24 protein-coding genes are annotated in these 25,475 nt (G+C 40.7%); 3 read left to right on the forward strand and 21 right to left on the reverse strand.

Annotated elements, in window-relative coordinates; genetic code table 11:
- Window positions 1-10: 10 nt before the first annotated feature.
- Window positions 11-2,710, forward strand: coding sequence for a penicillin-binding protein 1A (locus E2L03_RS00520; protein WP_197196507.1), 2,700 nt, complete (start codon window positions 11-13; stop codon window positions 2,708-2,710).
- Window positions 2,711-2,733: 23 nt separating this feature from the next.
- On the opposite strand, the gene E2L03_RS00530 is transcribed toward E2L03_RS00520, so the two are convergent.
- The 7 genes from E2L03_RS00530 to E2L03_RS00560 all read right to left on the reverse strand — a co-directional run bounded on the left by E2L03_RS00530 (window position 2,734) and on the right by E2L03_RS00560 (window position 10,383).
- Window positions 2,734-6,282: a dynamin family protein gene (locus E2L03_RS00530; protein ID WP_134258416.1), complete on the reverse strand. Its 3,549-nt coding sequence runs from the start codon at window positions 6,280-6,282 to the stop codon at window positions 2,734-2,736.
- Window positions 6,279-6,794 (reverse strand): YpoC family protein, encoded by a 516-nt coding sequence (locus tag E2L03_RS00535; protein WP_134258417.1) that lies wholly within the window; start codon window positions 6,792-6,794, stop codon window positions 6,279-6,281. The genes E2L03_RS00530 and E2L03_RS00535 overlap by 4 nt, the downstream gene beginning before the upstream one ends.
- Entirely contained in the window at window positions 6,787-7,446 is a 660-nt protein-coding gene (nth, locus tag E2L03_RS00540) for an endonuclease III (RefSeq protein ID WP_038480148.1), read from the reverse strand. Before nth ends, E2L03_RS00535 begins: the two co-directional genes overlap by 8 nt.
- Before the next feature lie 10 nt (window positions 7,447-7,456).
- Window positions 7,457-8,173 (reverse strand): DnaD domain-containing protein, encoded by a 717-nt coding sequence (locus E2L03_RS00545; RefSeq protein WP_038485676.1) that lies wholly within the window; start codon window positions 8,171-8,173, stop codon window positions 7,457-7,459.
- Between the two features lie 152 nt (window positions 8,174-8,325).
- A complete protein-coding gene (asnS, locus tag E2L03_RS00550; RefSeq protein ID WP_038480151.1) occupies window positions 8,326-9,618 on the reverse strand; it encodes an asparagine--tRNA ligase in 1,293 nt (430 codons plus the stop codon).
- A gap of 103 nt (window positions 9,619-9,721) precedes the next feature.
- Complete coding sequence (locus tag E2L03_RS00555) at window positions 9,722-10,216, reverse strand: cell wall elongation regulator TseB-like domain-containing protein (protein WP_055737675.1); 495 nt, start codon at window positions 10,214-10,216, stop codon at window positions 9,722-9,724.
- Between the two features lie 8 nt (window positions 10,217-10,224).
- A complete protein-coding gene (locus E2L03_RS00560; RefSeq protein WP_437183206.1) occupies window positions 10,225-10,383 on the reverse strand; it encodes a YpmA family protein in 159 nt (52 codons plus the stop codon).
- 148 nt (window positions 10,384-10,531) lie between these two features.
- On the opposite strand from E2L03_RS00560, the gene E2L03_RS00565 reads away from it, so the two are divergent.
- Window positions 10,532-10,711, forward strand: a complete 180-nt coding sequence (locus tag E2L03_RS00565; protein ID WP_038480161.1) for a hypothetical protein — start codon at window positions 10,532-10,534, stop codon at window positions 10,709-10,711.
- 55 nt (window positions 10,712-10,766) lie between these two features.
- Here E2L03_RS00565 and E2L03_RS00570 read toward each other — a convergent pair whose 3' ends face one another.
- From E2L03_RS00570 to E2L03_RS00630, 13 genes are all read right to left on the reverse strand, one after another.
- Entirely contained in the window at window positions 10,767-12,080 is a 1,314-nt protein-coding gene (locus tag E2L03_RS00570; RefSeq protein ID WP_134258418.1) for an amidohydrolase, read from the reverse strand.
- Window positions 12,080-14,866: an ATP-dependent DNA helicase DinG, 3'-5' exoribonuclease type gene (dinG, locus tag E2L03_RS00575; RefSeq protein ID WP_134258419.1), complete on the reverse strand. Its 2,787-nt coding sequence runs from the start codon at window positions 14,864-14,866 to the stop codon at window positions 12,080-12,082. The genes E2L03_RS00570 and dinG overlap by 1 nt, the downstream gene beginning before the upstream one ends.
- Window positions 14,867-14,881: 15 nt before the next feature.
- Window positions 14,882-15,802, reverse strand: a complete 921-nt coding sequence (locus E2L03_RS00580) for a tetratricopeptide repeat protein (RefSeq protein WP_095150316.1) — start codon at window positions 15,800-15,802, stop codon at window positions 14,882-14,884.
- Window positions 15,803-15,866: 64 nt separating this feature from the next.
- Complete coding sequence (gene panD / locus E2L03_RS00585) at window positions 15,867-16,250, reverse strand: aspartate 1-decarboxylase (protein ID WP_038480173.1); 384 nt, start codon at window positions 16,248-16,250, stop codon at window positions 15,867-15,869.
- 11 nt (window positions 16,251-16,261) lie between these two features.
- The gene (panC, locus tag E2L03_RS00590; RefSeq protein WP_124742133.1) at window positions 16,262-17,104 is read right to left on the reverse strand and encodes a pantoate--beta-alanine ligase; all 843 of its coding nucleotides are present in this window, start codon (window positions 17,102-17,104) and stop codon (window positions 16,262-16,264) included.
- Window positions 17,104-17,940, reverse strand: coding sequence for a 3-methyl-2-oxobutanoate hydroxymethyltransferase (gene panB / locus E2L03_RS00595; RefSeq protein ID WP_134258420.1), 837 nt, complete (start codon window positions 17,938-17,940; stop codon window positions 17,104-17,106). Before panB ends, panC begins: the two co-directional genes overlap by 1 nt.
- Before the next feature lie 200 nt (window positions 17,941-18,140).
- Window positions 18,141-19,112 carry a biotin--[acetyl-CoA-carboxylase] ligase gene (locus E2L03_RS00600; protein WP_134258421.1) on the reverse strand — a complete coding sequence of 324 codons (972 nt, stop codon included), beginning with the start codon at window positions 19,110-19,112 and terminating at the stop codon, window positions 18,141-18,143.
- Window position 19,113: 1 nt separating this feature from the next.
- The gene (locus E2L03_RS00605; protein WP_134258422.1) at window positions 19,114-20,244 is read right to left on the reverse strand and encodes a CCA tRNA nucleotidyltransferase; all 1,131 of its coding nucleotides are present in this window, start codon (window positions 20,242-20,244) and stop codon (window positions 19,114-19,116) included.
- Window positions 20,225-21,376, reverse strand: coding sequence for an N-acetyl-alpha-D-glucosaminyl L-malate synthase BshA (gene bshA / locus E2L03_RS00610; RefSeq protein WP_124742136.1), 1,152 nt, complete (start codon window positions 21,374-21,376; stop codon window positions 20,225-20,227). Before bshA ends, E2L03_RS00605 begins: the two co-directional genes overlap by 20 nt.
- A 7-nt stretch (window positions 21,377-21,383) precedes the next feature.
- Entirely contained in the window at window positions 21,384-22,106 is a 723-nt protein-coding gene (bshB1, locus tag E2L03_RS00615; RefSeq protein ID WP_243839495.1) for a bacillithiol biosynthesis deacetylase BshB1, read from the reverse strand.
- Between the two features lie 49 nt (window positions 22,107-22,155).
- The gene (locus E2L03_RS00620; protein ID WP_038480193.1) at window positions 22,156-22,569 is read right to left on the reverse strand and encodes a methylglyoxal synthase; all 414 of its coding nucleotides are present in this window, start codon (window positions 22,567-22,569) and stop codon (window positions 22,156-22,158) included.
- 12 nt (window positions 22,570-22,581) lie between these two features.
- A complete protein-coding gene (dapB, locus tag E2L03_RS00625) occupies window positions 22,582-23,376 on the reverse strand; it encodes a 4-hydroxy-tetrahydrodipicolinate reductase (RefSeq protein WP_134258424.1) in 795 nt (264 codons plus the stop codon).
- A complete protein-coding gene (locus E2L03_RS00630; protein ID WP_038480199.1) occupies window positions 23,369-23,719 on the reverse strand; it encodes a nucleotide pyrophosphohydrolase in 351 nt (116 codons plus the stop codon). The genes dapB and E2L03_RS00630 overlap by 8 nt, the downstream gene beginning before the upstream one ends.
- A gap of 130 nt (window positions 23,720-23,849) precedes the next feature.
- On the opposite strand from E2L03_RS00630, the gene E2L03_RS00635 reads away from it, so the two are divergent.
- Window positions 23,850-24,716: a YitT family protein gene (locus tag E2L03_RS00635; RefSeq protein ID WP_055737664.1), complete on the forward strand. Its 867-nt coding sequence runs from the start codon at window positions 23,850-23,852 to the stop codon at window positions 24,714-24,716.
- A gap of 48 nt (window positions 24,717-24,764) precedes the next feature.
- Here the strand turns inward: E2L03_RS00635 and E2L03_RS00640 are convergent, their stop codons facing one another.
- Window positions 24,765-25,460, reverse strand: coding sequence for a zinc metallopeptidase (locus E2L03_RS00640; protein ID WP_134258425.1), 696 nt, complete (start codon window positions 25,458-25,460; stop codon window positions 24,765-24,767).
- Window positions 25,461-25,475 lie beyond the last annotated feature (15 nt).

Below are 25,475 nucleotides of genomic sequence, written 5' to 3' on the forward strand. Positions count from 1 at the left end.
GGAGAAAAAGATGGCAGATGAATACAAATCACGCCAAGAGCGAAAAACTGCGCAAACAACGAGTAAAAAAAGTAAAAAATCAGCTGGAGACGGTGGCACTGGTGGCAAAAAGCCAAAAAGATCGTTAGTAAAGAAAATTGTACTTGTTTGTCTTATTTTGTTCGGTATCGGTTTGATCGGTGGCGGTGTTACCGTTGGCGTTATTCTTGCAAACGCCCCTGATATTGAAAGAGAAAAGCTAATGCTTCCTCAATCTTTACAAGTACATGATATGGACGATGAGCTTGTGTTCACGCTAACCGGCGGAGAAAATCGGATTAATGCGGACATTAACGATATGCCTGACCACCTTCAAAATGCATTTTTAGCAATTGAAGACCATCGCTTTCGTGATCACTTCGGTGTTGACGTCCGCCGCTTAGGTGGAGCCGTACTTGCCAATCTTCGAGAAGGCTTTGGTGCTGAAGGTGGTTCGACCATTACACAGCAGTTAGTAAAGAACTTATTTCTTTCGCAAGACAAACAGTTAACAAGAAAAATTCAAGAAGCGTATTTAGCGATTCAACTTGAACGAATGTACTCAAAAGACGAGATTTTAGAAATGTATTTAAATCAAATTAACTTAGGTCCGTCTGCAGGTTACGGTGTTCAGCTTGCTGCTGAAGCTTATTTTGGCAAAGATAACTTACAAGACTTAACGATAGCAGATGCTGCCGTACTCGCTGCGATTCCACAACGTCCACGTGACTTTGACCCTGTAAGAAACCCAGAAACGAATGAAAAACGTCGTAACGTCGTTATTGACCGAATGGAACGAGAAGGGTTTATTTCAGCTGAAGACGCTGAAGAAGCACGTACTACAGATATAAACGATCAAATTAATTATACCGAAACAGAAAACTCAGGTTGGTATACATTTTATGATGAAGTGTTAAAAGAACTTGATGACCTTGGCTTTACAACTGATGAAATTTACCATTCAGGATTAAAAGTGTACACGACACTTGACACTGAAGCCCAGGACTTAGTAGACGCTGTCTTAAAATCTGGAGAGTATGAAGGCCTACCATTCCCTGATAACGAAGATTTTCGTGTTGGTGTCACATTACTTGATACGAAGTCAGGTGCAGTCCGCGCTATGGGAAATGGAACAGAAGAAAATGATGCTCGGGTAAACAACTACGCTTCTATTCAAACGAATCATGGTTCGGTTATGAAGCCTCTACTTGGCTACGGACCAGTTATTGAAGAAGAACAATGGTCAACAGGTCATATTATTGCAGATGAACCTTATAACTACTTAACCGGCGAAAAAGGGCCTGTGCGAAATTTTGACCGCCAATTTAAAGGAAATATGCGCATGCGTCAAGCGTTAGCAGAATCACGAAACGTCCCTGCCGTTAAGGCGTTAAATGAAGTTGGTCAAGAACAAGCATACGAATTTTTAGAGCGCATGTTTGTACCAGGTGGGGCGCAAGTTGAGTCTGGTATATTAGGACCAGCAGAAGGATCGACAAAAGAAATTGCCGCAGCGTACGCTGCCTTCGGAAACAACGGTGCTTATACTGAACCGTACACGATTCGTAAAATCGTCTATCCTGATGGACGCGAGATTGACGTTCAGCCTGAAACAGAACAGGTAATGGAAGACTACACAGGTTATATGGTTACGGATATGTTGAAATCAGTCATGACAGACGGAACCGGTACGAGTGCACAAGTGCCAAATGTACCAATAGCTGGAAAAACAGGAACATCAAACTTTTCAGAAGCAGAAATTGCTAATTTAAATGCTGCTGCAGGTACTACTGTCTATCCAACGTCAGCATTTACAGGTTACAGTACAGAATATACACTGTCCACATGGATTGGCTTTACTGATCGACGGGGAGATAATTATTTAACAAACGACCACAATCAAATTACGCGTAATTTATTCCGTCACATTATGACGGGTGTCCACCAAGGTGTTCAAGCATCTGACTTTACCATGCCCGATTCGGTGGAACGTATTAGCGTCGAACGTGGAACAGGACAGTTACCAAGCGCAGGAACGCCAAGTAGCGAAATTGTCTCTGAATTATTTGTTCGTGGAACAGGACCTTCTCAAGTATCGGAAGAATTTGCTCAAGATATTCCTGACCCAAGCGGACTTGATTACAGTTACGATGAAGAAGCTGGCACCCTAACCTTCTCTTGGTCCTACCCTGCTGATTTATTAGATGATGTTGAGTTTGAAACTTCCATTAGCTCAGGTTCATTAGATGTTTCATCTGACTCGTTAACTGCTACTGTTAACGGCGTAAGTCCTGGAAGCTATACCTTTAGCATTCGTGCCCGGGCAACTGACGGAACGAGTGGAGCTAGTTCCTCAGTTTCAATAACAGCTACTATTGAAGACGAAGATGATGATGATGACGAGGAAGAAGAAATTGAAGAGGATGACCCAGGTGAAGAGGAACCAGCAGAAGAGGAGCCATCTCAAGATGAAGATGGTAATGATGATGACACGAACGGTGAAAACAACGATGGTTCATCAGATGACGATTCTTCAAATGACGACTCTTCGAATGATGATTCTTCTACAGATGATGGTTCAACCGATGGTGATGATACAGGCTCTGGAGAGCCAGCTGACCCTGGGAATGAAACCGATGATTCTGATTCGAACTCTGACCAACAAAATACAAATGATGACGATCAAGAATAGCAAAAAAGCATAGGGATTAATCCCTATGCTTTTTCATTTACCCATTGTTGTAAGGCACTACGTTCTGCTTGAATGCTTTCTTGAATCGTAGCTGTATAAAGCTGTCGCCGCTTCGTGATCTCTGCCACAACTTTTGCTTCTAACAGCTTGGCTTGTTTTTCAAACAATTTTGTACTTATTTCTTGTAACATTTGTTGAGTATGTTCCTCTTCTTTCCTTAGACCTGCACGTATTTGCTGAACGAGCTCTTCTACTAACGTTTCTTTCACTTGTTTCACTCGACTGCCTTCAAAAAAGTCTTTCAGAGATTGAAATGACCCAACGTTTGACTCAATAGAAAGTGTTGTTGTTAGCGTTCCTTGCAATGTCTCTAATTGGATCGATTGTTTTGCATGCGGAAATTGAAAACCAGGTACGGTAGCTTGAACAGACTGTTGCCATTCTTTTTTCCACTGCTCAAATGCCCGTTGAAGCATAAGACTAATGCGGGTCATCGTTGCTTTTAACTCTTGATTTATATAAAAAACACTATCTTCATTCCATGTTGCTAACTGGGCAGCTAGCATTTCCTTCTGTTTTTTTCGAGATGGGCCAACAATCGTAGCCACATTGACAAATTCAATGAAACGATCACGGCTCACATACGGAATGCGCTCACGTAAATAAGCAAATAACTCACTCGCCTCTTGCTCCACTTTCATATGGAATGACTTCCCGTAATCTTGCTTAAACGAATCCAGCATCGTACTTAGCTGTTGTTCAAATTGTTGTTGTTGGGCTTGCTTTTTTTCATCAGAAAGCGCTGTAAACAACTCCGCTTCCTGTAAATACAGTACATATTGGTTTACATTTGCTACAAATGACGTTCGATTTGCTTCCTTTAAAGACGTTAATAAAGGTCCATAAAGCTCTTGTTTAAAGTAATCAAAATCTGTTGATGAGGCTTGTTCTTCAAATACATTTTTGCTTGAAAGAGAAAACAGGGCAGGGTCATCAATTCCTGCTTCTTCAAGTGATCGCATGACAAATGATTCTACACCTTGGCGCTCCTGTTCATTTGCCGCTAAATCAATTGCATTTAAAATAAAATATAGCTTTTTTGAAGCAAACTGCTTATTCATTTTACCTAATTGCTCAATAAACTGGGCATCCGCTCGTGAAAATGAATGGTTATAGTACGTTACATACAATATGGCATCAGAGGCTTTTACTTGTTCATACGCAACATTTGTATGTCGTCCATTAATAGAGTTGACCCCAGGCGTATCCACTAAAGTCAAGCCTCTTTTCGTCCATTCGCACTCATAATAAATTGTCGCATTGGCAATCAAACAAGCAACATCTTCGTTCACGATTTTCTCGTTTAAATCAGCCAGAGACACCACTTCGTCTTGCTCAATAAAGGACTCAAAACGTTTCATACTTTTCTGTAACGTTTCAATATATGACAAAGCTTGTTTTTTTGCTGCCGTTGTGGCTTGATACGTTTTCGTGCGAAAGCGCTGAAACTGTTCAAGCGTAAGCGACACGTCTAATAACTGGGATATCGAAGTTAATTCCCCGCGTAATTGTTCATATGTCTTGTACTGGACAAAGACATCACCGTTTGCATAACCCGATGTGGGACGAGTTACAGTTGTCACCGTCGCTGTTGTTGGGTGAGGAGAAGCTGGTAATACTTTTCCCCCTAATAATGCGTTCGCCAAACTTGATTTTCCTGCACTAAACGCGCCAAATAATGACAAGGTAAATTGCTCTGTTTGAATATGTGCAATCTCTTGCTCAAGCTGTTCATGCCAATCTTGCGTATACGCTTTTTTTTCAAATTGATTCATCGTTTTGTGCAACGCTGCAATCGCTTCATCTGTTACGCGAATGTGTTCATTGGTCAATCGACGTTCTGTTTTAATCGTTGGTAGAAGAGAGGCTTCAGTGCTTTGTTTCACTTGCTCTTTCCACGATGACGGGCTCTCTTCAAAATGAACTTTTTTTGTCACTATTTCCTTTAACGCATTCGAAAAAGCCCCTTTATCATCTCTTCGGTTTGCTTCCTTCATTATTTCACGAATAACCGTTTCTTTTCGCTCTCTTGCAGATAAATAGTGAGACACATAAGGCTTCATCGCTTCAAGTTGATGTCGCCTCTTATGTGCTTCTTGCTTTTTCTGTTCATCGTAAACCCGCAATTGCTCTTCTGCAATGGAGAGTACATCAAGTGCTTGCTTCTTTAACTGCCGTTTAATGTCTTCTGTTCGCTCTTTTGTATACTGGTAGACAAATGAATCAGCGAATGTTGTCTTCGGCACGGCTTCCTCTAGAAAAGATGGCGTTGCCGTAAATGAAAGGGATTGAATAGCGTCTAAAAATATAGATTGGTTTGTCATTTCTTCTAAAGGAAGCGATTGCAGAGATTGTCTTAGATGAAACACAAGCTGTTTGTTAATTTGATCATTAAGCTCATGTAATACCTCTTCTTGACGATGTATTCTCTCTTGTGCCATTTTTCGCTTCGATGCAAAGAGACCCACTTTAAAATTCGGGCGCATAGCGTCAAGCCAGTTAGCTGTTTTTTCAGTTAAGATTGAATTGAATACAGTTGCTTGTCGAAACAAATTGTCCCATTCCTGTAAAAAGTGCTGATGACGAGCCACTGAACCTTGTTCAGCTTGTGCTACTTTTTCTACATGCTCCTCATAATTCTCAATATCAGTTAACTGATATCCCTTATGTTGAAGAGTTTCAGTAAAACTGGCCCGTTCCTCAGCCCAATCATCCTCTACTCTTCGTTGAATCGATTTATAAAAACTGTGTTCAATTTTTGTTTTCCCTGCTTTGACTAATTCATTTCCATAAAAAAATAGCGACATTAAAACGGCTTTTAAACGTTCAAGCTCATCATGTGGTGACTCTTTAATCGTTGTAAAAAACAAATCGTGATACGCAATTCCCCATTCCGCAAGTGTATCTAAAATACTCTGTTTGTAGCTTTGAAAAGATAATTCGTCATCACGATGTTTATCAACTTGGTTGACAACAATAAAAAGGGGTTTTCCCTCATCAGAAAGTTGCTTTAAGAAACCTAGATTGGTTTCTGATTTAACGTGGTTGTAATCCATCACATAGAGTAAAATATCAGTCGTGAAAAGCGCATCTAATGTTACATGTTGGTGGGTTGGATCAGTTGAATCAACACCTGGTGTATCAATTAAGCTACCCGCATGTTGCAAAAACGGTATCGGCGCATAGATCATTAGTTTCTCAACATTTGCCCCATCCATGGCGTACCTTTTAATCGCCGCCCAGTCAATCGTTCCTCGGAAAGACTTTTCCGTACCATCTGTATGCACAACTACTACTTCCAGATCACCATGGGCTATCGTAATTTGATTGGCACTTGTAGGTATTGGACTTGTAGGTAAAATGGGCACACCTGTTAAATGATTGATTAAAGATGACTTTCCAGCAGAAAAATGTCCACTTAACGCAATGGATAACGTGTTTTTACTTTGAATACGTTCCCACTGAAGCTGTTCGTTGTCTGTTAAATTCGCATGCTCTTTTACGTCATTCACAGCTGACTTCCTCTCTTTGACAATTTCTTCAACAGATCGACCCGCTCATTCAGTTTGTTCAGATCTTCCATAAAGGAGCAAAGCTGAACAAACCCTCGGTCTCCTTGTCCATGTAAAATAAACAATACACGATCCGCTGCATTTAAGGGTGCATGAGTAAACGTATGTACATCATGTGCTACTTGCGTTAACTTTACTCTTTGGCCATTCAACCAGTATAGGCTTTGTAGCATAAACGCTTTCATAACTAGCTGTTCATGAGCGATTTCTTTACCCTTTCCTTCTTTAAGTAAAGCCAGATGCTGATCTTTCTGACAGGTAAACGTGCGTTGGAGCTCACGGATTGCTTCTGTTGTATTGACTTGCCACGGCTTCGTAAATGCCGTTATATCTTCCATAAAGGGATAGCTTAGCTGGCGCGTTATAAAATCTTGTCCCTCGTCTACATAAACCTCTTCTCCATCACGATAAAAGGGGGCTACACAGAAAGAGGAAGGAACCTTTTTATACATGGTCCTTCACTCCTTTTAATCGTTTTTTCCCTTCTCTGCACATAAAGGCCAATGGACATTGCTGACATTGGGGGTTTTGTGCTTTACAATGATAGCGACCAAAGAAAATCATTCGGTGATGGGCATCAGACCAATCAGCTTTCTCAATTTTCTTTTCAAGTGTTTCTTCTACTTGTTTAACAGAGTCTTTCCAACGACATATACCAAGTCGCTTTGATACACGTTCCACATGTGTATCAACAGCAATAGCTGGAATATTAAATGCTACACTTGTAACGACATTGGCAGTTTTTCTTCCAACACCTGCAAGTGCTTCTAAATCTTCTCGAGCAGACGGAACCTCTCCGTTATGATCGTCGAGTAACGATTGCGCCATTTTTTTTATGTTTTTTGCTTTATTTCGATATAATCCAATTGAACGTATGTCCATTTGTAGTTCCTCAATTGGAACTGCACAATAATCTTCAGGTGATGTGTATTTAGCAAACAAACTTGGTGTTACCCGATTGACTAATGCGTCAGTACATTGTGCCGATAGCATCACTGCAACGAGTAATTCGAACGGATTAGCGTGAACTAGTTCACACTCCGCTTCAGGGAACATGTCTCCCATTTTATCGATGACAAATTGGGTATCTTTTTTCGATAACATCGTGCTCTCCTTATAAATTTTCTAACCAATTGAATCCCGGTATGTTTTCTGATTGCTTAGCCGTTTGTCGTTTTTCCTTGTTGATCGGTAAGTTGGTTTTCTGCCTAAACCGTTCACTATGGGCATGAGCCTGTTCTACCGTTCGAACGCCATTGCGTTGCCACTCAAACAAAATCCGATCAATGTAGCGGAAATTCAATTTGCCCGAAATAACGGCTTCCTTTAATGCAGCTTGAATGAGCTCTATCGTATAGGTATCTTGATCAATCCACATCGAAATGGTTTCCACTTCAATTGGTGAAAGTGGTCTGGCAAACTCTTGTTCAAATTGTTGAAACAGTTGTCCTTCAACTTCTTCTGTTTTTGTACCTTCATATTCACTTTGTTCAGTCTCTACATAATCAATTAATTGGAGCCATAGCGGGTCAAGTGAACAATATTCATACACCATATTCGTTTCATCATCCCGCTTATTTTTTATTGACAATAGCCGCTTACGTACGAGCTGGCCAATTTTTTCAGCACATTCTTCTATAGACAGCGTCATTTGTTCACTTAACGTTTGCGGAGTTGGAAACGAATCACCATTATCAATTAATCGTTGAATTTGTATTAGTAGAACGAGCTCCGTCTCGTTCATATTTAACTTTGTGTAATGCTTTAACAGTAAATGGGGCACAGTGACTTGCTTTTGCTGAACCCATTTTAATAAGACTGTATCGTCCACAGCTACCACCTCTAACAACTCTTAGTATAACACGTTTACTTCTCTTGAAGCAGTAGAAAACAAGTCGTGATTAAAAGGAATTCACTCTTTTTACAAACAAAAAAACACCTTACGTACATGCTAATACGCGGTAAGGTGTTTTTTGTTTTTACTTATGGGTACAAACGATTTAACAGGCGCGGGAACGCTATTGTTTCTCGGACATGTTCAATGCCTGAAAGCCAAGCAACAGTACGCTCTAATCCTAATCCAAACCCTGAATGTGGGACTGAACCGTATTTTCTTAAATCTAGATACCACTGATAAGCATCTAACGGTAATCCATGGGCTTCGATTTCTTGTTTTAACAAGTCGTAATCATGAATCCGTTCGGACCCACCAATAATTTCACCGTAACCTTCTGGCGCAATTAAATCGGCACATAATACAACATCATCTCGATCTGGAGCTGGTTGCATGTAAAACGGCTTCAGAGATTTCGGGTAACGGGTAATAAATACTGGTTTATCGTAATGCTCTGCTAACGCAGTCTCATGAGGTGAACCAAAGTCGTCACCCCAGACAATATCGTCAAACCCTTTCTCATGTAAAAGCTCTAACGCATCGTCGTATGTCACTCGAGGAAACGGTCCTTTAATTGCGGCAAGCTTTTCTTTGTCTCTTTCCAAAAGATCAAGCTCTAGATCACAATTCTTTCGTACCTGTTCAGCTAAATAACACACATATTCTTCTTGTATGTCTAAGCTTTCTTCATGCTCAACAAAAGCCATTTCTGGTTCAATCATCCAAAATTCAATGAGATGGCGTCTCGTTTTTGATTTTTCCGCTCGAAAGGTTGGTCCGAAAGTGAATACGCGATTTAACGCCATTGCACCAGCTTCAGCGTAAAGCTGTCCACTTTGGGATAAAAACGCATCTTCATCAAAGTATTTTGTATGGAATAACTCAGAAGTACCCTCAGGGGAGCTACCTGTTAAAATAGGTGAATCTAATTTAGTAAAACCTTTTGAGAAGAAGAAATCATACGTTGATTTAATGATTTCATTCCGTATTTTCATCACAGCATGCTGTTTTTTTGAACGAATCCATAAGTGACGATTGTCCATTAAAAACTCTGTCCCATGTGCTTTAGGTGTAATAGGATACCCCTCTGCTTCATGAATAACATTAAGATCCGTTACTGTCAGCTCGTAGCCAAATGATGAACGCTCATCTTTGCGAACAATGCCAGTAACATAAAGCGAAGATTCTTGGGTTAATGATTTTGCTTGTTGAAAGAGTGTTTCTGCTACTTCTGCTTTTACTACTACACCTTGAATAAAGCCTGTACCGTCTCGTAATTGCAGAAAAGCGATCTTTCCACTTGATCGTTTATTTGCAAGCCATGCACCGATGGTTACTTCTTTGTCTACATATTGACCTACTTGGGCAATCGTTGTTTTCAAAACTGTCATTCCTCCTGAACGTCTTTCTTTTCAACGTTTCTTTTTCCGACTAACATTATAACTGACCGCGGGATGAAAGTCGATAGAAGCCCACTCTTCGCTGTTAAGCTGCTGTGTGAATACTGTAGCTCTTTAAATATGCACCTGTTTCAAACAGTGTATAATAAAAAACTCTAGAACCATTTGTCACGTATGTAAATTCATACACTGGTTGTCCATTCTCAACACCAAGTCGGATTGATTCAAATGACGTTACGTTTAACTCTTGTGATACAGTATCAACCATTTCACTTTTTTCTACACCCTCATGAGGTGACAGCAAATAATATTCATCTGACTCTTCATAATCCTCATGTAAAAATAACAATTGATCTTCACCGTCATCATTTGTGCCTTCCAAGACCCAATAACTGTCACCGCCATAGTAATGGGAGACATCGCTTACGGTCGTTAATAGATCATGGTTTAGCGCAACTGAGCGTGCGTCTTCCCCTTCTGCTGCTAACGGTGAGCGTATTGTGCTGTACAGCCAAATACTTAAGCCACTTATTAAGAACAAACTAACGATTAACGAAATCATAATTCCTTTTTTCTTCATCTTATCCTCTACACTTCATAAATGGTAAAAACAATTTTTTCGGAGTCTTTTGCATCAAGAGCAAAACCAAATGTTAATCCTTTTTCTTTTAATGTTCGATTTAATTGATCAACGACTTTATAAAAATCATCTGTACGATCAATTGTCACTGTCGATAATACTTTCATTTTCATATCGGTATTTTCCATTTTTCTTCACTCGCCTCTCCATTAAAGTATACCAACCAAATTATAGACTTCTCCACAATCTTTACTAAACATAGCTTGCTTTGTTCGTGGCAAAATACAAATACGCCAGGAGAAGGGGGGCGTTTATATGGAACAACACGGCTTGGCCGATTGGTTTCAGCATCAAAAGGACGAATGGTCCTTGCTTCACAGAGGAAACCAAACGTTGGAGGACATATGCTGTTTTCCATTAAAGCAAACAGCGTTTCCTGCTGTGTTCTATCCACTATCTGTAAGTGCAGAGGATATGCAGGCTGATATCGATTAAAAACCTTCTACCTACACCTCATTGACGCTGCTATAACAGCGTTCCGCTTATCGACTTAGTCGATAAGCTTTTTATTAACCGCTGACATAGAACGAGCTTCTGCCATAATTTTTTCTTTATCCATCGTAACGAATTCTTTGTTTCGATACAATGGTTTTCCTTGAACAAACACATCTGTCACATCTGTTCCTTTAGCAGAGAATACGAGATGGGATAAGACACGTTGTTCAGGCAATAAATGAGCTTGATTTGGAGAAAGCATAATAAAGTCTGCTTCATTACCAGGTTGTAGCGCACCTACTTGATTGACATACGTTGCTTTGGACCCATTTATTGTAGCCATCTTTAAACCATCGTAAGTTTTGACAATATCCGCTTGCTCATTTACACCACGCTGCAATAAAACTGCAAAGCGCATTTCTTCAAACAAATCTAAATGATTATTTGCTGCAACTGAATCTGTTCCGATTGATACTGGGATATCGTGCTTTAGCATAGATGCAACTGGAGCTATCCCTGATCCTAATTTCATATTACTCATTGGGTTGTGCGAAACCATAGCTCCTCTTTGTTGAATGAGTTCAAAATGTTGCTCATACATATGAACACAATGGGCAAACAGCCATTTTGTGCCTGCCAGCAAGTCACGTTCTTCTAATAACTCCAGTGGATGCATGCCGTGTTGATCCATAAAATCATGAATTTCTTTTCTCGTTTCGGCCAAATGCATATGAACAGGTAAATTGGCATCACGAGCCGCTTCGACAATACGCTCAATATAATCTGGTGGGCACGTATAAGGCGCGTGAGGAGCTAACATTGTTGTAATGCGTCCGTTTGCTTGACCGTGGAAGGCTGTCGCAAACGAAAGAGACTCTGCTAGCTTTTCATCTTGTTCTTCCTTAGAGCAAAGTCCAATGACTGAACGCATTAACGTTGCGCGTATACCGACTTCCTCTATTCTGTTAGCAAAAGACGGTAACCCGAGATGATACATATCGACGAATGCCGTTGTTCCGGAAGCAATCATTTCAATCATACTGACATCTCGCGCAACATGTAAAGTCTTCTCATCAAATTTCCGCTCTGCTGGCCAAATGGATTGTTCAAGCCACTCTTGCAATGGCTGATCATCACTAATTCCTCTTAAAAGCGTCATACCTGGATGACCATGTGTATTAACAAGTCCAGGCATAAGCCATTTTCCATTGGCATTCATTTGCGTCGTCTCTTCTTTTTCTTTTTGCGTTGGTTCTCCCTCTGCAATGGTTACGATACGTTCTTTATTAAACCGTATATAGCCACGGTCAATAACCGTTTCTTCGTCATCCATTGTGATAATGGTTGCGTTATAAATCAGTGTATCCACTACTCTTCCTCCTGATTATGAATATGAGCTTCCAAAAAGTGTTCGAACTTCCCTTCGTACACTGGTGTAGTTGGTAGTGAAGCTAAAAACGTTTTTCCATATCTCGTTGTGACAACACGTCGATCAAATATAAAGAAATTGCCTTGATCCTTCGCTGTTCGAATTAAACGTCCAAACCCTTGTCGAAATCGAATAACCGCTTGTGGTAAAGAAAGGTCTGTAAACGGATTTTCCCCATTTGCCTTCGCTGCGTTAATTTGCGCTCTTGTAAGAGGTTGATTAGGAGGCGCAAACGGCAGCCGTACAATGATTAAATGCTCCAGTGCATCACCAGCCAAATCAATCCCTTCCCAAAAGCTATTGGTTCCAAGTAAAATACTCGCTCCATTTGCTTGTCTAAACAGTTTTAAAAGGCGAGAGCGTGATCCACTCGTAACCCCTTGGCCAATAAGCGTAATTTGCCCCTCATCATCAAGGTCTTTTACGTACTGATAAACTTGCTTTAGCATGTCATATGACGTAAAAAGTACAAGTGCTTTTTTATTCGTTGATTCAGTTAAGCGCCATAATTTAATCGCCACATCTTGAATAAACAACTGATCATTATGACCGCGTATGTCTGGTATGTCGGTTGGTATAAATACTTTCAACTGTTTTTCATAAGAAAATGGAGAGGGGATTTTTTTTGTCCGAACGCCAAAATCCTCTAATCCAAGTCGTTTTTGCGCATAGTCGAATGATTGATTAACGGTTAATGTTGCAGACGTCAACACCACACTCTGTTTCGTTGCAAAAAAGTCATCCGCTAACCTCTCGTTCACTCGTATAGGCTTTGCATATAAATAGATTGCATTTTTGGCGCCTTTTGGCTCAGCTTCTATCCAATAAACAAATTCTTCGTCATACTCTAGAAGTAATTCGTAGAGCTGTGTCACTTCCTCTTCAAATAAGGCGACCATTGATTTCACGTTTGCGATAAAGGAACGTTCTTCATAAGCAGGCTCATTGTCTTTTTCTTTATCGATTGCCGAATAAAGCTGTTCAATAACAGAAGAGCTATTCATTTGCACCCGCATGGCACATTCCAAAATACCTTGCCATAAAACGCCCTCTTCTTGAAAACTACGATACACATAGCTCATGCGCCCAACGTCTGTCGCTTCCGTTTGTCGTTCACTTACAAACGCATGAAGCATTCTAAATAATTCTTCCACATCTTCCTTTATCTCATTTAACACGCTAATAAACCCTTCTGACTCATTCATAAACGACTTATTCTGAGTAACAGATTGGACTAAGCGAGACAAAGAAAAGCCAATGGATAAATAATTCACTGCCAAGCCAAAATAATCAATGGCTGTTTCCTCTAAATGATGTGCTTCATCTATAACAGCATGGCTATACGTTGGAATAATGGCTCTACGTTGATGTACATCCGTCATTAATAAAGCATGATTGACAATAATAATATCTGCTTCTTTCGCTTGTTTACGCGATCGATGATAAAAACAGCGTGTAAACCAAGGATTAAATCGACCTAAATCCGATGAAGCATCACTCTGTATCGTTTGCCAGAATAATTGTCCTCCGCTAGATAAGTTTAATTCTTCTACGTCTCCCGTTTGCGTTTCCAACAACCAAATTAAAATTTGAGCTTTTGTTAGCTGTACATCGTATGAACCTTCTTCACTATACAATGCTGCCTCTTCAAATTTTCTTAAATCTAAATAATGTTGTCTTCCTTTTAATACTGCCACACGGACCTGTATACCTGACGCTTGCTTCATTAGCGCTAAATCTTTACGGAGTAATTGCTCTTGTAATGGTATAGAATACGTTGAAAGCACAACCTTTTGATTTGTTTGCTTCGCATAATACACACTGGGAATTAGATAGCCGAGGGTTTTCCCAGTACCTGTTCCTGCTTCTATAAGTGTATGGGCGTGATCGGAAAAGGCTTCATATACAGCTGAAGCCATTTCTTTTTGGCCTTCACGTATTTCATATTGCTCGAATTGAGACGCTAGTTTTCCTTTTTCAGAAAAATACGCTTGCTCAAAGACTGAATAGGTTTCAGGCAGCTCTTCTTCAATGAATTCTTCTTCCTCGTCTTCAATGCGCTTTAACGCGAGCTGTCGAAACACATCTATTGATGCATCCTCAAACTGTGATTTTTTAAGAGCTTGTTGAATCCCTTCTTCAATCAAGAAATCCCAGTCACTCTTTAACGATGCCGTAATTTTCTTTAGCGCTTGAAGAGTGGGCAACGGCAGTTGAAGGATTTTATTATGTAAATAAATAAACAGCTCAGCTGTCATTTCAGCATCACTGTCTGCTTGATGTGGTCGAGAATGATCCATATCAAAGTAAACAGTTAGATCTGAAAGCTTGTAGCTATCTAATGTAGGTAGCAAGCCTCGACTTAACTCTACCGTATCAAAAGAATAGCAGTTCGGAAACTGGTAGCCAGCAAGCGCTAACTGTTTCTTTAAGAAACCTTTATCAAATGGGACATTATGAGCCACAAAATGACTACCATCTAAAAAGGTCAATACCTCTTCAGCAACCTCTTCAAATAGTGGTGCGCCACTAACATCCTTTTCTGTTATACCGGTTAATTCTGTGATAAAAGGCGGAATCTCACATTGAGGATCGACAAATGTTGAAAATCGATCCGTTATTTTGTGACCTTCCACCTTAACCGCTCCAATTTGAATAATTCGCGCGCCTTGCTCTGGAGCGTTTCCTGTTGTCTCCAAATCAAGCACAACATAAGATTGTGACACACTGACACCCCGTTCTTACTTTACTGTTGCTTGTATCCATTCAAATGATTTTTTTGCTTCTGGATCCGTTTGACCAAGCTCCTCTAATAAGTGAATCGCTCTTTTGTCTCCCGCTAATGCTTTATTCCATGCAAATCCATGTAGCCAGCGTGGGGTTTTACCTGTTAGCAACATTAAATGCTCGTAGGCATAACAGGCGAGTTCATGTTCCCCAATCCACTCTACTAACTGGGCAACAGCTAGTAAATCAGCCTCTTGCTCAACGGATTCAATCACCTCTAAAAATGCGGCTCTAGCTTCTTCGATTTCACCCGTTTGCAAAAGCGCTAACCCTAATGCATAAAGACCATCACTGTCGTCTTTAACGTACGCATATCGCCTAAAACACGTAACCGCATACGTGTAATTTTCTAGTGTAAAATAACAGACACCTAAATTATACATGACTTCGTGGTTTTCTGCTAAGGGTTGTGCTTTTTCTAAATACTGAATCGCTAATTCCAATTTATTTTGAAGCATAGCAACTAAACCTAAACCTTGGTAAACAAGATGAAGAATCAACGGTTGCGTACTGATGAACTGTACATAGCGGAAGTATTCTTCACTTCCAATGAAATCATTTGTATAAAGTAAAGCATATCCAAGATATAAACAGCGAACGGCCTCTTGTTTTTCTTCACCCTGTTCTTGTTTTAATTGTAAACAAGCTTGATCAAATTCACCTTGATCAAATAAATACGTCCCTTGTGACTGGTATGCATAGGGACCATTTTCAGCTTTCAACTTCTTTTTCAACTGTTGAAGCGCCTCATCTAACGATCCCCACGTCATGAGTAATTCCTGTGTTTTATTCTCTAATACCTCTACCTGATTATCAAGCGGTAGTTCCCAAACAGCTTGGTAAAGGCTGTACCACTCATCTATCCATTCCTTCAAAAAATCCCCTCCCATTTTCATGCGTTACTAACAGTTTGCATGTTTCGAGGAGGGAATATTCGAATTAGTAAACGGTAGAAGCTGGTTCTGTTCCTAACATTTCTACAATCTGATTACGTTCGTCTAGAATGGCCACTTTTGGCGAATGTTCATGGGCTTCTTCGTTGCTAAGAAGAACATAGCTTAAAATAATGATGACATCACCAGGCTGTACTTTTCTAGCTGCAGCGCCATTCAAACAAATGGCGCCGCTTCCTCGCTCTCCTTTAATTATATATGTTTCAAACCGTTCACCATTATTGTTGTTAACAATTTGAACCTTTTCGTTTTCTAACAAGTCAACTGCATCAAGTAAATCTTCATCAATGGTAATACTACCAACATAATTTAAATTAGATTCGGTTACTCGAGCGCGATGTAATTTCGCTTTCATCATTGTTCTGAACATGGTGTTTCACCTCAGTTGTTAAAATCAATTACAATATGATCAATTAGTCGTGCTTTTTGAAACTGATACGCTAACGCCACAATCACAAGGGCATTGGCTTCATTTACTTTCTTTAGTGATGGGTATTCGTAGGCTTCCACATAATCAATCTCGCCAACCGGAATAGACGTAAGCGTAGCGAGAACATCGGATACGAGTACCGATGTATCTCTTTTCCTAGATGCTTTTGCTTTTTGTAATGCCTTATAAAGCACAGGCGCATAACGACGCTCTTCTGCTGTTAAGTTAACGTTTCGAGAACTTTTTGCCAACCCATCCTCTTCTCGGACTGTAGGGCAACCTGTTACGATTATTGGTAAGAAAAATTCTTTTACAAGTTGCTTAATAATGGCAAGCTGCTGGGCATCTTTTTCACCAAAAAATGCTTCATTCGGTTGGATAAGAGAAAACAATTTTAAAACAACCGTCGCTACTCCATCAAAATGACCAGGGCGACTTCTTCCGCACATCACGTCTGCTCCTTGCTTAACATGAACCACTTGTGGATAGCCACTAGGATACATTTCCTTAACAGTTGGGCAGAATAACACATCACAACCGCTCTCTTTTGCTACTTGTTCGTCAAGGGATTGCTGCCTTGGATACGTTTCATAATCTTCCCCTGGTCCAAATTGAAGCGGATTAACAAAGATGGACACAACCACAACATCATGACGCTCTCTAGCCGCAGAGAAGAGGGATTGGTGCCCTGCATGCAAAGCTCCCATCGTTGGAACAAAGCCAATCGTTTGATTGGTAGAACGATACCGAGCAAGTACTTGCGTTAATTCCTTTATGGTGGTCACAACAAGCATTACTTCGTTCCCCCATAGAGTGTTAACCAGGCATCATCTTTCATTGTGTACTGATGCTCTGGTGCCGGAAAATCTCTTCCTTTTACTTCACGTACGTACTGACTAAGTCCATCCTCAATAACCGATGATATAGACACATACTGTTTAACAAATTTCGGTACACGAGGTGATTCGTATCCAATGACGTCGTGATAAACGAGCACCTGTCCATCTGTTTGATTTCCAGCCCCGATACCAATAATTGGTGCTGTTACTTGTTTTGATAAAATTGTACCTAGCTGATGAGGAATACATTCTGCAACAATGGCAAAGGCACCTGCTTCAGCAATCGCTTTTGCGTCTTCCACTAACTGCTCTGCCGTTTCTTGATCTTTTCCTTGCACTTTGTAGCCGCCTAGTACACCAACCGATTGAGGCGTTAGGCCAATATGACCGACAACAGGCACACCAGCTTGCACAAGTAAGCGAACCGTCTCAACGATTTCTTTTCCACCTTCAAGTTTAACAGCATCTGCACCTGCTTCTTGCATTAATCTACGTACGTTGGCAGCTGTTTCTGAAAACGTACTATGGTACGCAAAGAACGGTAAATCAGTCACGACAAAGGTATCTTTCGCGCCCCTTTTAACCGCTTTTGTGTGTAGTACCATATCATCCATTGTCACTGGAACCGTAGAATCATAACCAAGCATTACCATGCCTAAGGAGTCACCAACTAAGATCATATCAACTCCAGCACGTTCAGCAAGCTTAGCAGAAGGAGCGTCATATGCCGTAAGCATCGCAATAGGTTCGTGATCTTTCTTCATCTGTAAAAAGTGTGTTGTTGTTTTCATGTCTCATCCTCCGGTTTCATGTGTTCAGATGTTGAACTGCATGAAACGGCGTAACCCCCCTTGCAATAGCAAGGGGGGTTAAAAAGCATCGTTATTGTCCCCGTTCTTAAAAGAATCGAAGCAACAGACGCTTTTTTGCCCATCCGTTATTGGGTGCCGTTCTCGCAGATACAGCCCTTGCTCCAACAGTATAACAAGGGTTAAGAGGTTGTGTCGAGTTCAATGTCTGCAGAATAGATCAAATGTTCTTGTCCATTTTCTTCCCGTAATCGTAACTGGCCTTCATCTGTAATACCGTAAGCAAATCCTGAAATCGTTCCTTTTGGGGTACGAGCAATCACTCGTTGCTGTAACGAAATGGCCCTTGCTTCCCATAATGTTTTTATCGCTTGAAAACCATCATCCACGTAGCTTTCATAAAGCCATTCAAATTCGTTCATCACTTCCGCAATCAATGTGGATCGGTTTATCTTTTGTTTGCTTTCCGCATAAATAGACGTTGCAACGTCTTTCACTTCATCGTGAAAATCCGTATCCCCTTGATGACAGTTTATTCCCATTCCAACAATAACATAATGAAGTTGATCTGGATCTGCTGCCATTTCCGTTAGAATACCAACAAGCTTTTTCCCATTCACCATTAAATCGTTCGGCCATTTTATTTCACACTCAAGAGGTGCTACCTTTTCAATAGCACGTGCAACAGCAACAGCAGCAACAAGAGTCAGTTGAGGAGCACGGGTAAGTGGAATTGTCGGTCGTAAAATAAGAGACATTGATATGCTCTGTCCTTTTTCGACTACCCATTCTCTTCCTAAGCGCCCTCTTCCTTCTGTCTGTTCATTTGCTACAATTAGCGTGCCTTCATGACGACCATTTGTTGCAGCTTGGTGTCCCTTAGGTTGAGTCGATGATACGGATTCGTACGCAATCACTTCTTTGCCAAAGGTTTTTGTCTGAACTCTTGCTTCAATATCGTGTGCTTTGACTGTGTCTGGGGCCTGCAGTAGTTTATAGCCTTTATTGGTAGTTGATTGAATCATGTACCCTTGTTCTTTTAATGCGTTAATTTGCTTCCAGACTGCCGTGCGACTTACATGTAACTGTTCACTAATGGCTTCGCCGGATACATAATCACCTGCTAATAGCAGTCGCAAAAGTAATGACTTCATTTTATTCACTCTCTCGCTTATAGTAATGGATTAGAGCGTCTTGTTCATTTGGAACAACTCGTTCAATTACAGCCTTTTCTAGCTGTTCTAAAGCTCTTTTTACCCAGGGACCTGGCTTTTTGTTTTCCACCTCAATTAAGTCTTTTCCTGTTAGTTGTAAATCTGATTTTGATTGAATAGGCAATTCTCGAAAGCGACTCTTTATGTTCTCCGTTGTTTCACATTCCATTTCTCGGTCTTCCCTAATCTTTTCGACTTCTATTGCCGAGCTTAGTCCAGCCTGATACAACGTCCAATTCGTCCAGTGTTGATTTAGACGATTATGATACAAACGATAAAGCTGCTTCACTTGTTTTTTAATCTGATTTGAAAACGGGAGAGCAGTTAGTACATCTACTGTTCCAGCAATTAAGCAATATTCCGTTAGCGCTCTTACGTCCGAATCCCATGAAATAGACTTATTTGATTTGAATACATGATAGACGAATGGAGAAAGGGTAAAAAAAGGCAGTACTTCTTCTAATCGAATCGCTTCCAAAAAGGAAAATGCTTTTTGTTTATAACGACCTTTTAATAATCCAATCCATTCCGTTACTATTCGCTCCTTTGCAACACTGCGAAGGCCATTGGCATACGTTTGACATGCTTGTAATGTTGCTTCTTCGACTTCAAAGCCAAATGTACTAATAAATCGTGCTGCTCGAAAAATGCGGAGCGGGTCAGACTGCATCGTCGCATCTGGACGATAGGAACGAATACAATGATTGGACAAGTCAGTTGTTCCATTTACCAAGTCTATTACGCCTTCTTCATGACTGTACGCTAAACTATTTATAGTAAAATCACGGGCTTCAACATCGTCGAGAAGAGTGTCTCCTTTAAACGTCGATACTTCTATTTGCCGATTGCTCTGATACACAAGCACCGTTTGAAATCGCTCATTGATTCGTGTCGTTTTTTGAAAACACGCTTCAATTTGTTCAGGTGAAGCATTAGTGGTAATATCAAAGTCTTTTGGCTCAAGCCCTAGTAGATGATCACGGACGGCTCCTCCAATGAGGTATGCCTCAAACCCCTTTTCATGTAGTTTTTGCAGGCATTGTTCAACATGCTTATTCATCCAAGGTTCCATCTTCCTGCAACATCTTTTCGTACAATCGCTCGTATTCACTAACAATTCGTTGCGAGTAAAATTCGTGCTTTACCCGCTTTAACCCACGCTCTCGAAAGCGTTGGTGCATTGTTTGATCTTGTAGCAACCGAAGCACTCGATCTGCAACAGCTTCTACGTCTCCTACAGGAACGAGGTAACCACTCTCTCCATCTTCAATAACTTCTGGAATACCACCTATTGCAGTTCCGACTACAGGGACACCACAAGCCATGGCTTCTAATGCCACAAGCCCAAAGCTTTCTTTTTCACTTAATAAAAGCATCACGTCACTCATTGATAAAAGCTCGGCGATATGTTTTTGATTACCTAACACAAGAACATGTTTCTCAAGTCCATGTTCTTTTATGTATTGTCTTGCAATTGGTAATTCTGGTCCGTTTCCAATGAGCAGTAATTTCGCTTTTGTTTTCTTTAGAATGAGGGAGAAGCTTTTTAACACATCGAGTATACGTTTAACTGGTCGAAAGTTTGAAATGTGAATAAGAACGCGTTCATCCTTTGAAATACCGTAATGAGCAGCGAGCCCTTCCACCGGTTTAGGATAATACACGTCTTCATCCACAAAATTGTATACCGTTTCAATGGTTTTCGTCGTTTCCACTAATTCTTTCGTTTGACGAACTAAATCATGCGAGACTGCAGTTACACAATCTGATTGTTCAATCCCAAAACGAATTAACGGTTGAAGAGACGGGTCAAAACCTAGTACGGTAATATCTGTGCCATGCAACGTCGTCATAATTTTAATCCCTCTTCCACTCATTTGTTTTGCCAAAATGGCGCAAACAGCGTGCGGAACAGCATAGTGAACATGTAAGAAGTCAAGTTCATGAGTGCGAATGACTTCTGCCAATTTACTTGCTGCCGATAAATCGTGAGGAGGATGCTTAAAAACAGCATATTGATTCACTTCAACTTCATGAAAAAAGATGTTTGGATAAACTTTATCGTCAAGACGAAACGGGATTTCTGTTGTTATAAAGTGAACTTCGTGTCCCCTTGAGGCGAGCTGCTTGCCTAATTCTGTTGCAACTACTCCTGAACCACCAACTGTAGGGTAACAGCTAATGCCAATTTTCTTTGGTTTCAATGTCCATTCACCTTTCAAATAAATTTGCCATTTTTAGAGGCTGATCCGTTTTGAACCCCTCTGCATAGGTTAAACCAACTTCTTTTGCAAACAAGCGATCTCGCGCCATGACTGATTCAAGATACTCATCGGTTAACGGTGTTAAAACGCCATCTTGTGGATGGAACTGACTTTGATAGGCTTGTAGAGCAGTCATTTTCTCTTCATAGACTGAGCCAACATCAATCACAAAATCCGGCTTAGCAAAGCCATTTATAAAATAGCTAAAGCAAGCATCAATTTTGTGCGGTTCGCTATCTGGTAAGCGATTTTTAATCCCAGCATCAAAAATAGCTTCCTTCATAATCGTTGCACACTCACCATGGTCCGGATGACGATCTGCTAAAGGAACAAAAATAAAGCGTGGTCTGCATGCTCGAATTAGTCTCACTAGCTCCTCTTTGTCTGCTTCAGTTATGCTTTTTAATCCCCGGTCCTTTACGTTCAATTGCAAGCGATGTTGAACACCAAGTATGCTTGCTGCTGCCTCTGCTTCCTTTTGCCTTGTATGAACATCACCATTGGAGGATAGTTCTGCTCGTGTTAACGTTAAAAAATGACACTGATAGCCTTTCTTTACATATGTTGCAATTGTCCCACCCATGCCAATTTCGATGTCGTCTGGATGAGCACCTACTGCTAATAAATCACAATGATACTCGGCCATGCTATTCTTCCTTTCTATCGTCATGAAAAAAAGGGAAGAGCGTATCTATCCCTTTTTCTTACAAATGGAAACATTACAATGTTGGTCGATTGTTTTTTTGAACAGATCGAAACTCAAAATCACCACGCTCAAGTCCTTTTATAAGTACTTCTGCTGTACCAATATTAGTTGCAAGCGGAACGGCTTTCACGTCACAAAGCCGAATCAGAGCGGTTACGTCTGGCTCGTGAGGCTGGGCCGTTAACGGGTCACGGAAAAAAAGGATTAGATCAAATTCATCTTCTGCGACAAGTGCTCCAATCTGCTGATCACCACCAAGGGGACCAGATTTAAAGCGCGTCACGTGTAGCTGTGTAGCTTCCATAATTCGTGTACCAGTTGTACCCGTTCCATAAAGCTCATGATTTCCTAGGATGGGTTCATACGCAACGCAAAAGTTAACCATGTCTTGCTTTTTTTTATCGTGAGCAATTAACGCAACTTTCAACTCTATCACCTCTTAGTCAATTAAATTTTCCAGTCCGTAAACAAGGGTATCTAGTTTGAGCACATGCTCGATGGAGAGCTTTACTCCAGGCATAAAGCTTCGACGATTTAACGAATCATGCTTAATAGACAATAGTTGACCCTCGCCGCCAAACAGCACTTCTTGGTGTGCGACTCTACCAGGAAGCCTAACGCTGTGTATTCGCATGCCTTCAAAATTTGCTCCACGAGCACCAGCTAGATCTTCTTTTTCGTCTTTATGCCCTTGCTGCTTCTCTTTTCTTTCAGTTGCAATCAGTTGAGCGGTTTTGATTGCTGTTCCAGAAGGGGCGTCTAATTTTTGATCGTGATGCTGTTCAATAATTTCAACATCGGTTAAGTAACGAGCAGCTAATTGAGAAAACTTCATCATTAAAATCGCTCCGATGGCAAAGTTTGGTGCAATGATCGCTCCCAACTCTTTCTCTTCAGCAAGCCGTGTTAATTCTTGAATGTCTTTGTCTGTAAATCCGGTTGTACCGACTACTGGTCGTACGCCGTGAGTAAGAGCAATCTCCATATGTTTTTTACCGAAAGCCGGGGTAGTTAGATCAACCAACACATCGACTTTATGATCGCTAAAGCACTCTTCCATATCGGAATAAATCGGTACCTCCTGATTACCAAAGCCTTCTAGCTCATTTAACGTTCTTCCATTATGTTTTGAATCAACGACTGCAACAAGATGTAAGTCTTGATCTCTTTCACAAAGCTGAACAGCCTCATAGCCCATTTTTCCTCTCGGTCCAGCTACAACAATATTAATCATTTTGTTGATCTCCTTCTTCTATCTTTGTCCAACGATCTGCATCGCGAGTCGTAAATTTATTCATGACACGTGTATGTGCTTCCTCTAAATCAATGTTCAACGAGTTGGCGAGGCAAATCAAAACAAACATCACGTCGCCTAACTCCTCTTCCATTGCTTTTTCTTTTTCTGTGTCTTTTTTCGGCTTCTCACCATATGTATGGTTTACTTCTCGTGCTAGTTCACCAAGTTCTTCTGTTAGCCTCGCCATCATAGCGAGTGGACTAAAATAACCTTCTTTAAATTGGCTAATATAGGCATCGACTTCTTGCTGCATGTGGGCCATTGTTTTTTGATTATCCATACGTCCACTTCCCTTCTACCTTATCCTAGCGAATTCGCGCTAAATCCGCAATTAAAATTCATTGCCTGCTATCTTTTTTTCCTTCGTTTGAGTACACTAGTAGAGCACCGATTGTAAAGGAGACTGTTTTATGGGTAAGCACATTAAGAACATTGTATTTATCTTGCTCGGCACAGCATTAATGGCGTTTGGACTCGTTTATTTTAATATGCAGTACAATTTAGCTGATGGAGGCGTTACAGGCATTACGCTTCTTCTTTACTTTTTGTTTCAGTTTAATCCCGCTATTTCAAACATACTTATTAACATCCCGTTGTTTTTTATTGGTTGGAAAATGCTTGGTCGGACAACATTCTTTTACACCCTCATTGGCACGTTTAGTTTATCGCTTTTTTTAGACTTATTTCAACGTATTTCTTTCTCCGTAGCACTAGCTGATGATCTCATGCTGGCTGCTTTATTTGCAGGCGCGATTGTTGGAGTTGGTCTTGGTATCGTTTTTCGTTTCGGTGGAACAACAGGTGGAGCTGATATTATTGCAAAGCTATGCTTGCGCTATTTTGGTTGGAGCATTGGCAGAACTTTCTTAGTATTTGATTCCTGTGTTATTGTCATTTCTCTTCTATATCTTGATCTTAGAGAAGCCATGTATACAATCGTTTATGTTTTTATCGCTGCTAAAGTGATTGACTTCATACAACAAGGGTCGTACTCCGCTAAGGCTGCTTTTATTATATCAGATGATTTAGAACAAATATCGGAAGCGATTCTGCGAGAGATGGGGAGAGGCGCTACCGCATTAAAAGGAAAAGGCTCGTTTACTGGGAACGATAAAGAAATCTTGTATTGTGTTGTTGCACGAAATGAAACCGTTCGCTTACGTACGATCGTTCATCGCATCGATCCTCATGCGTTTATGGCAATAAATGATGTAACGGAAGCAGCTGGTGAAGGGTTTACCCTCGACGATAACAAGATGCCTTTACGAGTGGACTAAAAGACGCTAGCGACAGTCGCTAGCGTCTTTTTCTTAGCATCTTTAAAATTAATCTCGCTGTGCCAAATAAATTAAAATGAGACGAGCAAGTTCCATAACTGCTACAAGTGCTGCAGCAACATACGTCATCGCTGCGGCATTTAATACTTTCTTTGTCTCCCGCTCTTCATCATTACGAATAATACCGCTTGATACCATTTGAGCCATTGCTTGGTTAGAAGCATTAAATTCAACTGGCAACGTCACAATTTGAAACAGCACAGCAGCTGAAAACATGACGATCCCTGCTAGTAAAATGGTTGGTGATGCTGATCCAAAAAGGGTGATGAGCAACCCAATCATAATAAGCCATTGTCCTAAGCTCGTTCCAAGTTGAGCTGCTGGTACGAGGGCGCTACGAAATTTCAAAAAAGCATACTCCTCGGCATCTTGGATAGCGTGTCCCACTTCATGAGCCGCTATTGCCGCTGCAGCAACAGAAGGTTTATGATAATTATTTGTAGACAATCGAACGGTTTTCGCTTTCGGATCATAATGATCAGAAAGTTCCCCTTTGGTTTCTTCAATGGCTACATCATGTAATCCGTTATCGTTCAAAATTTTTCTTGCTACTTCTGCCCCTGTCATTCCAGACGAATTACGAATTTTTGAATACTTATTGTATGCACTTTTCACTTTTCCTTGTGCGATCATCGGAATAATAAGAAGAAGAGCGAGGTATATTAAATAACCACCTAAACTCACTATGAAATCACCTCT

This window comes from Shouchella oshimensis, assembly GCF_004375095.1.
Taxonomy (GTDB): domain Bacteria; phylum Bacillota; class Bacilli; order Bacillales; family Bacillaceae_D; genus Shouchella; species Shouchella oshimensis.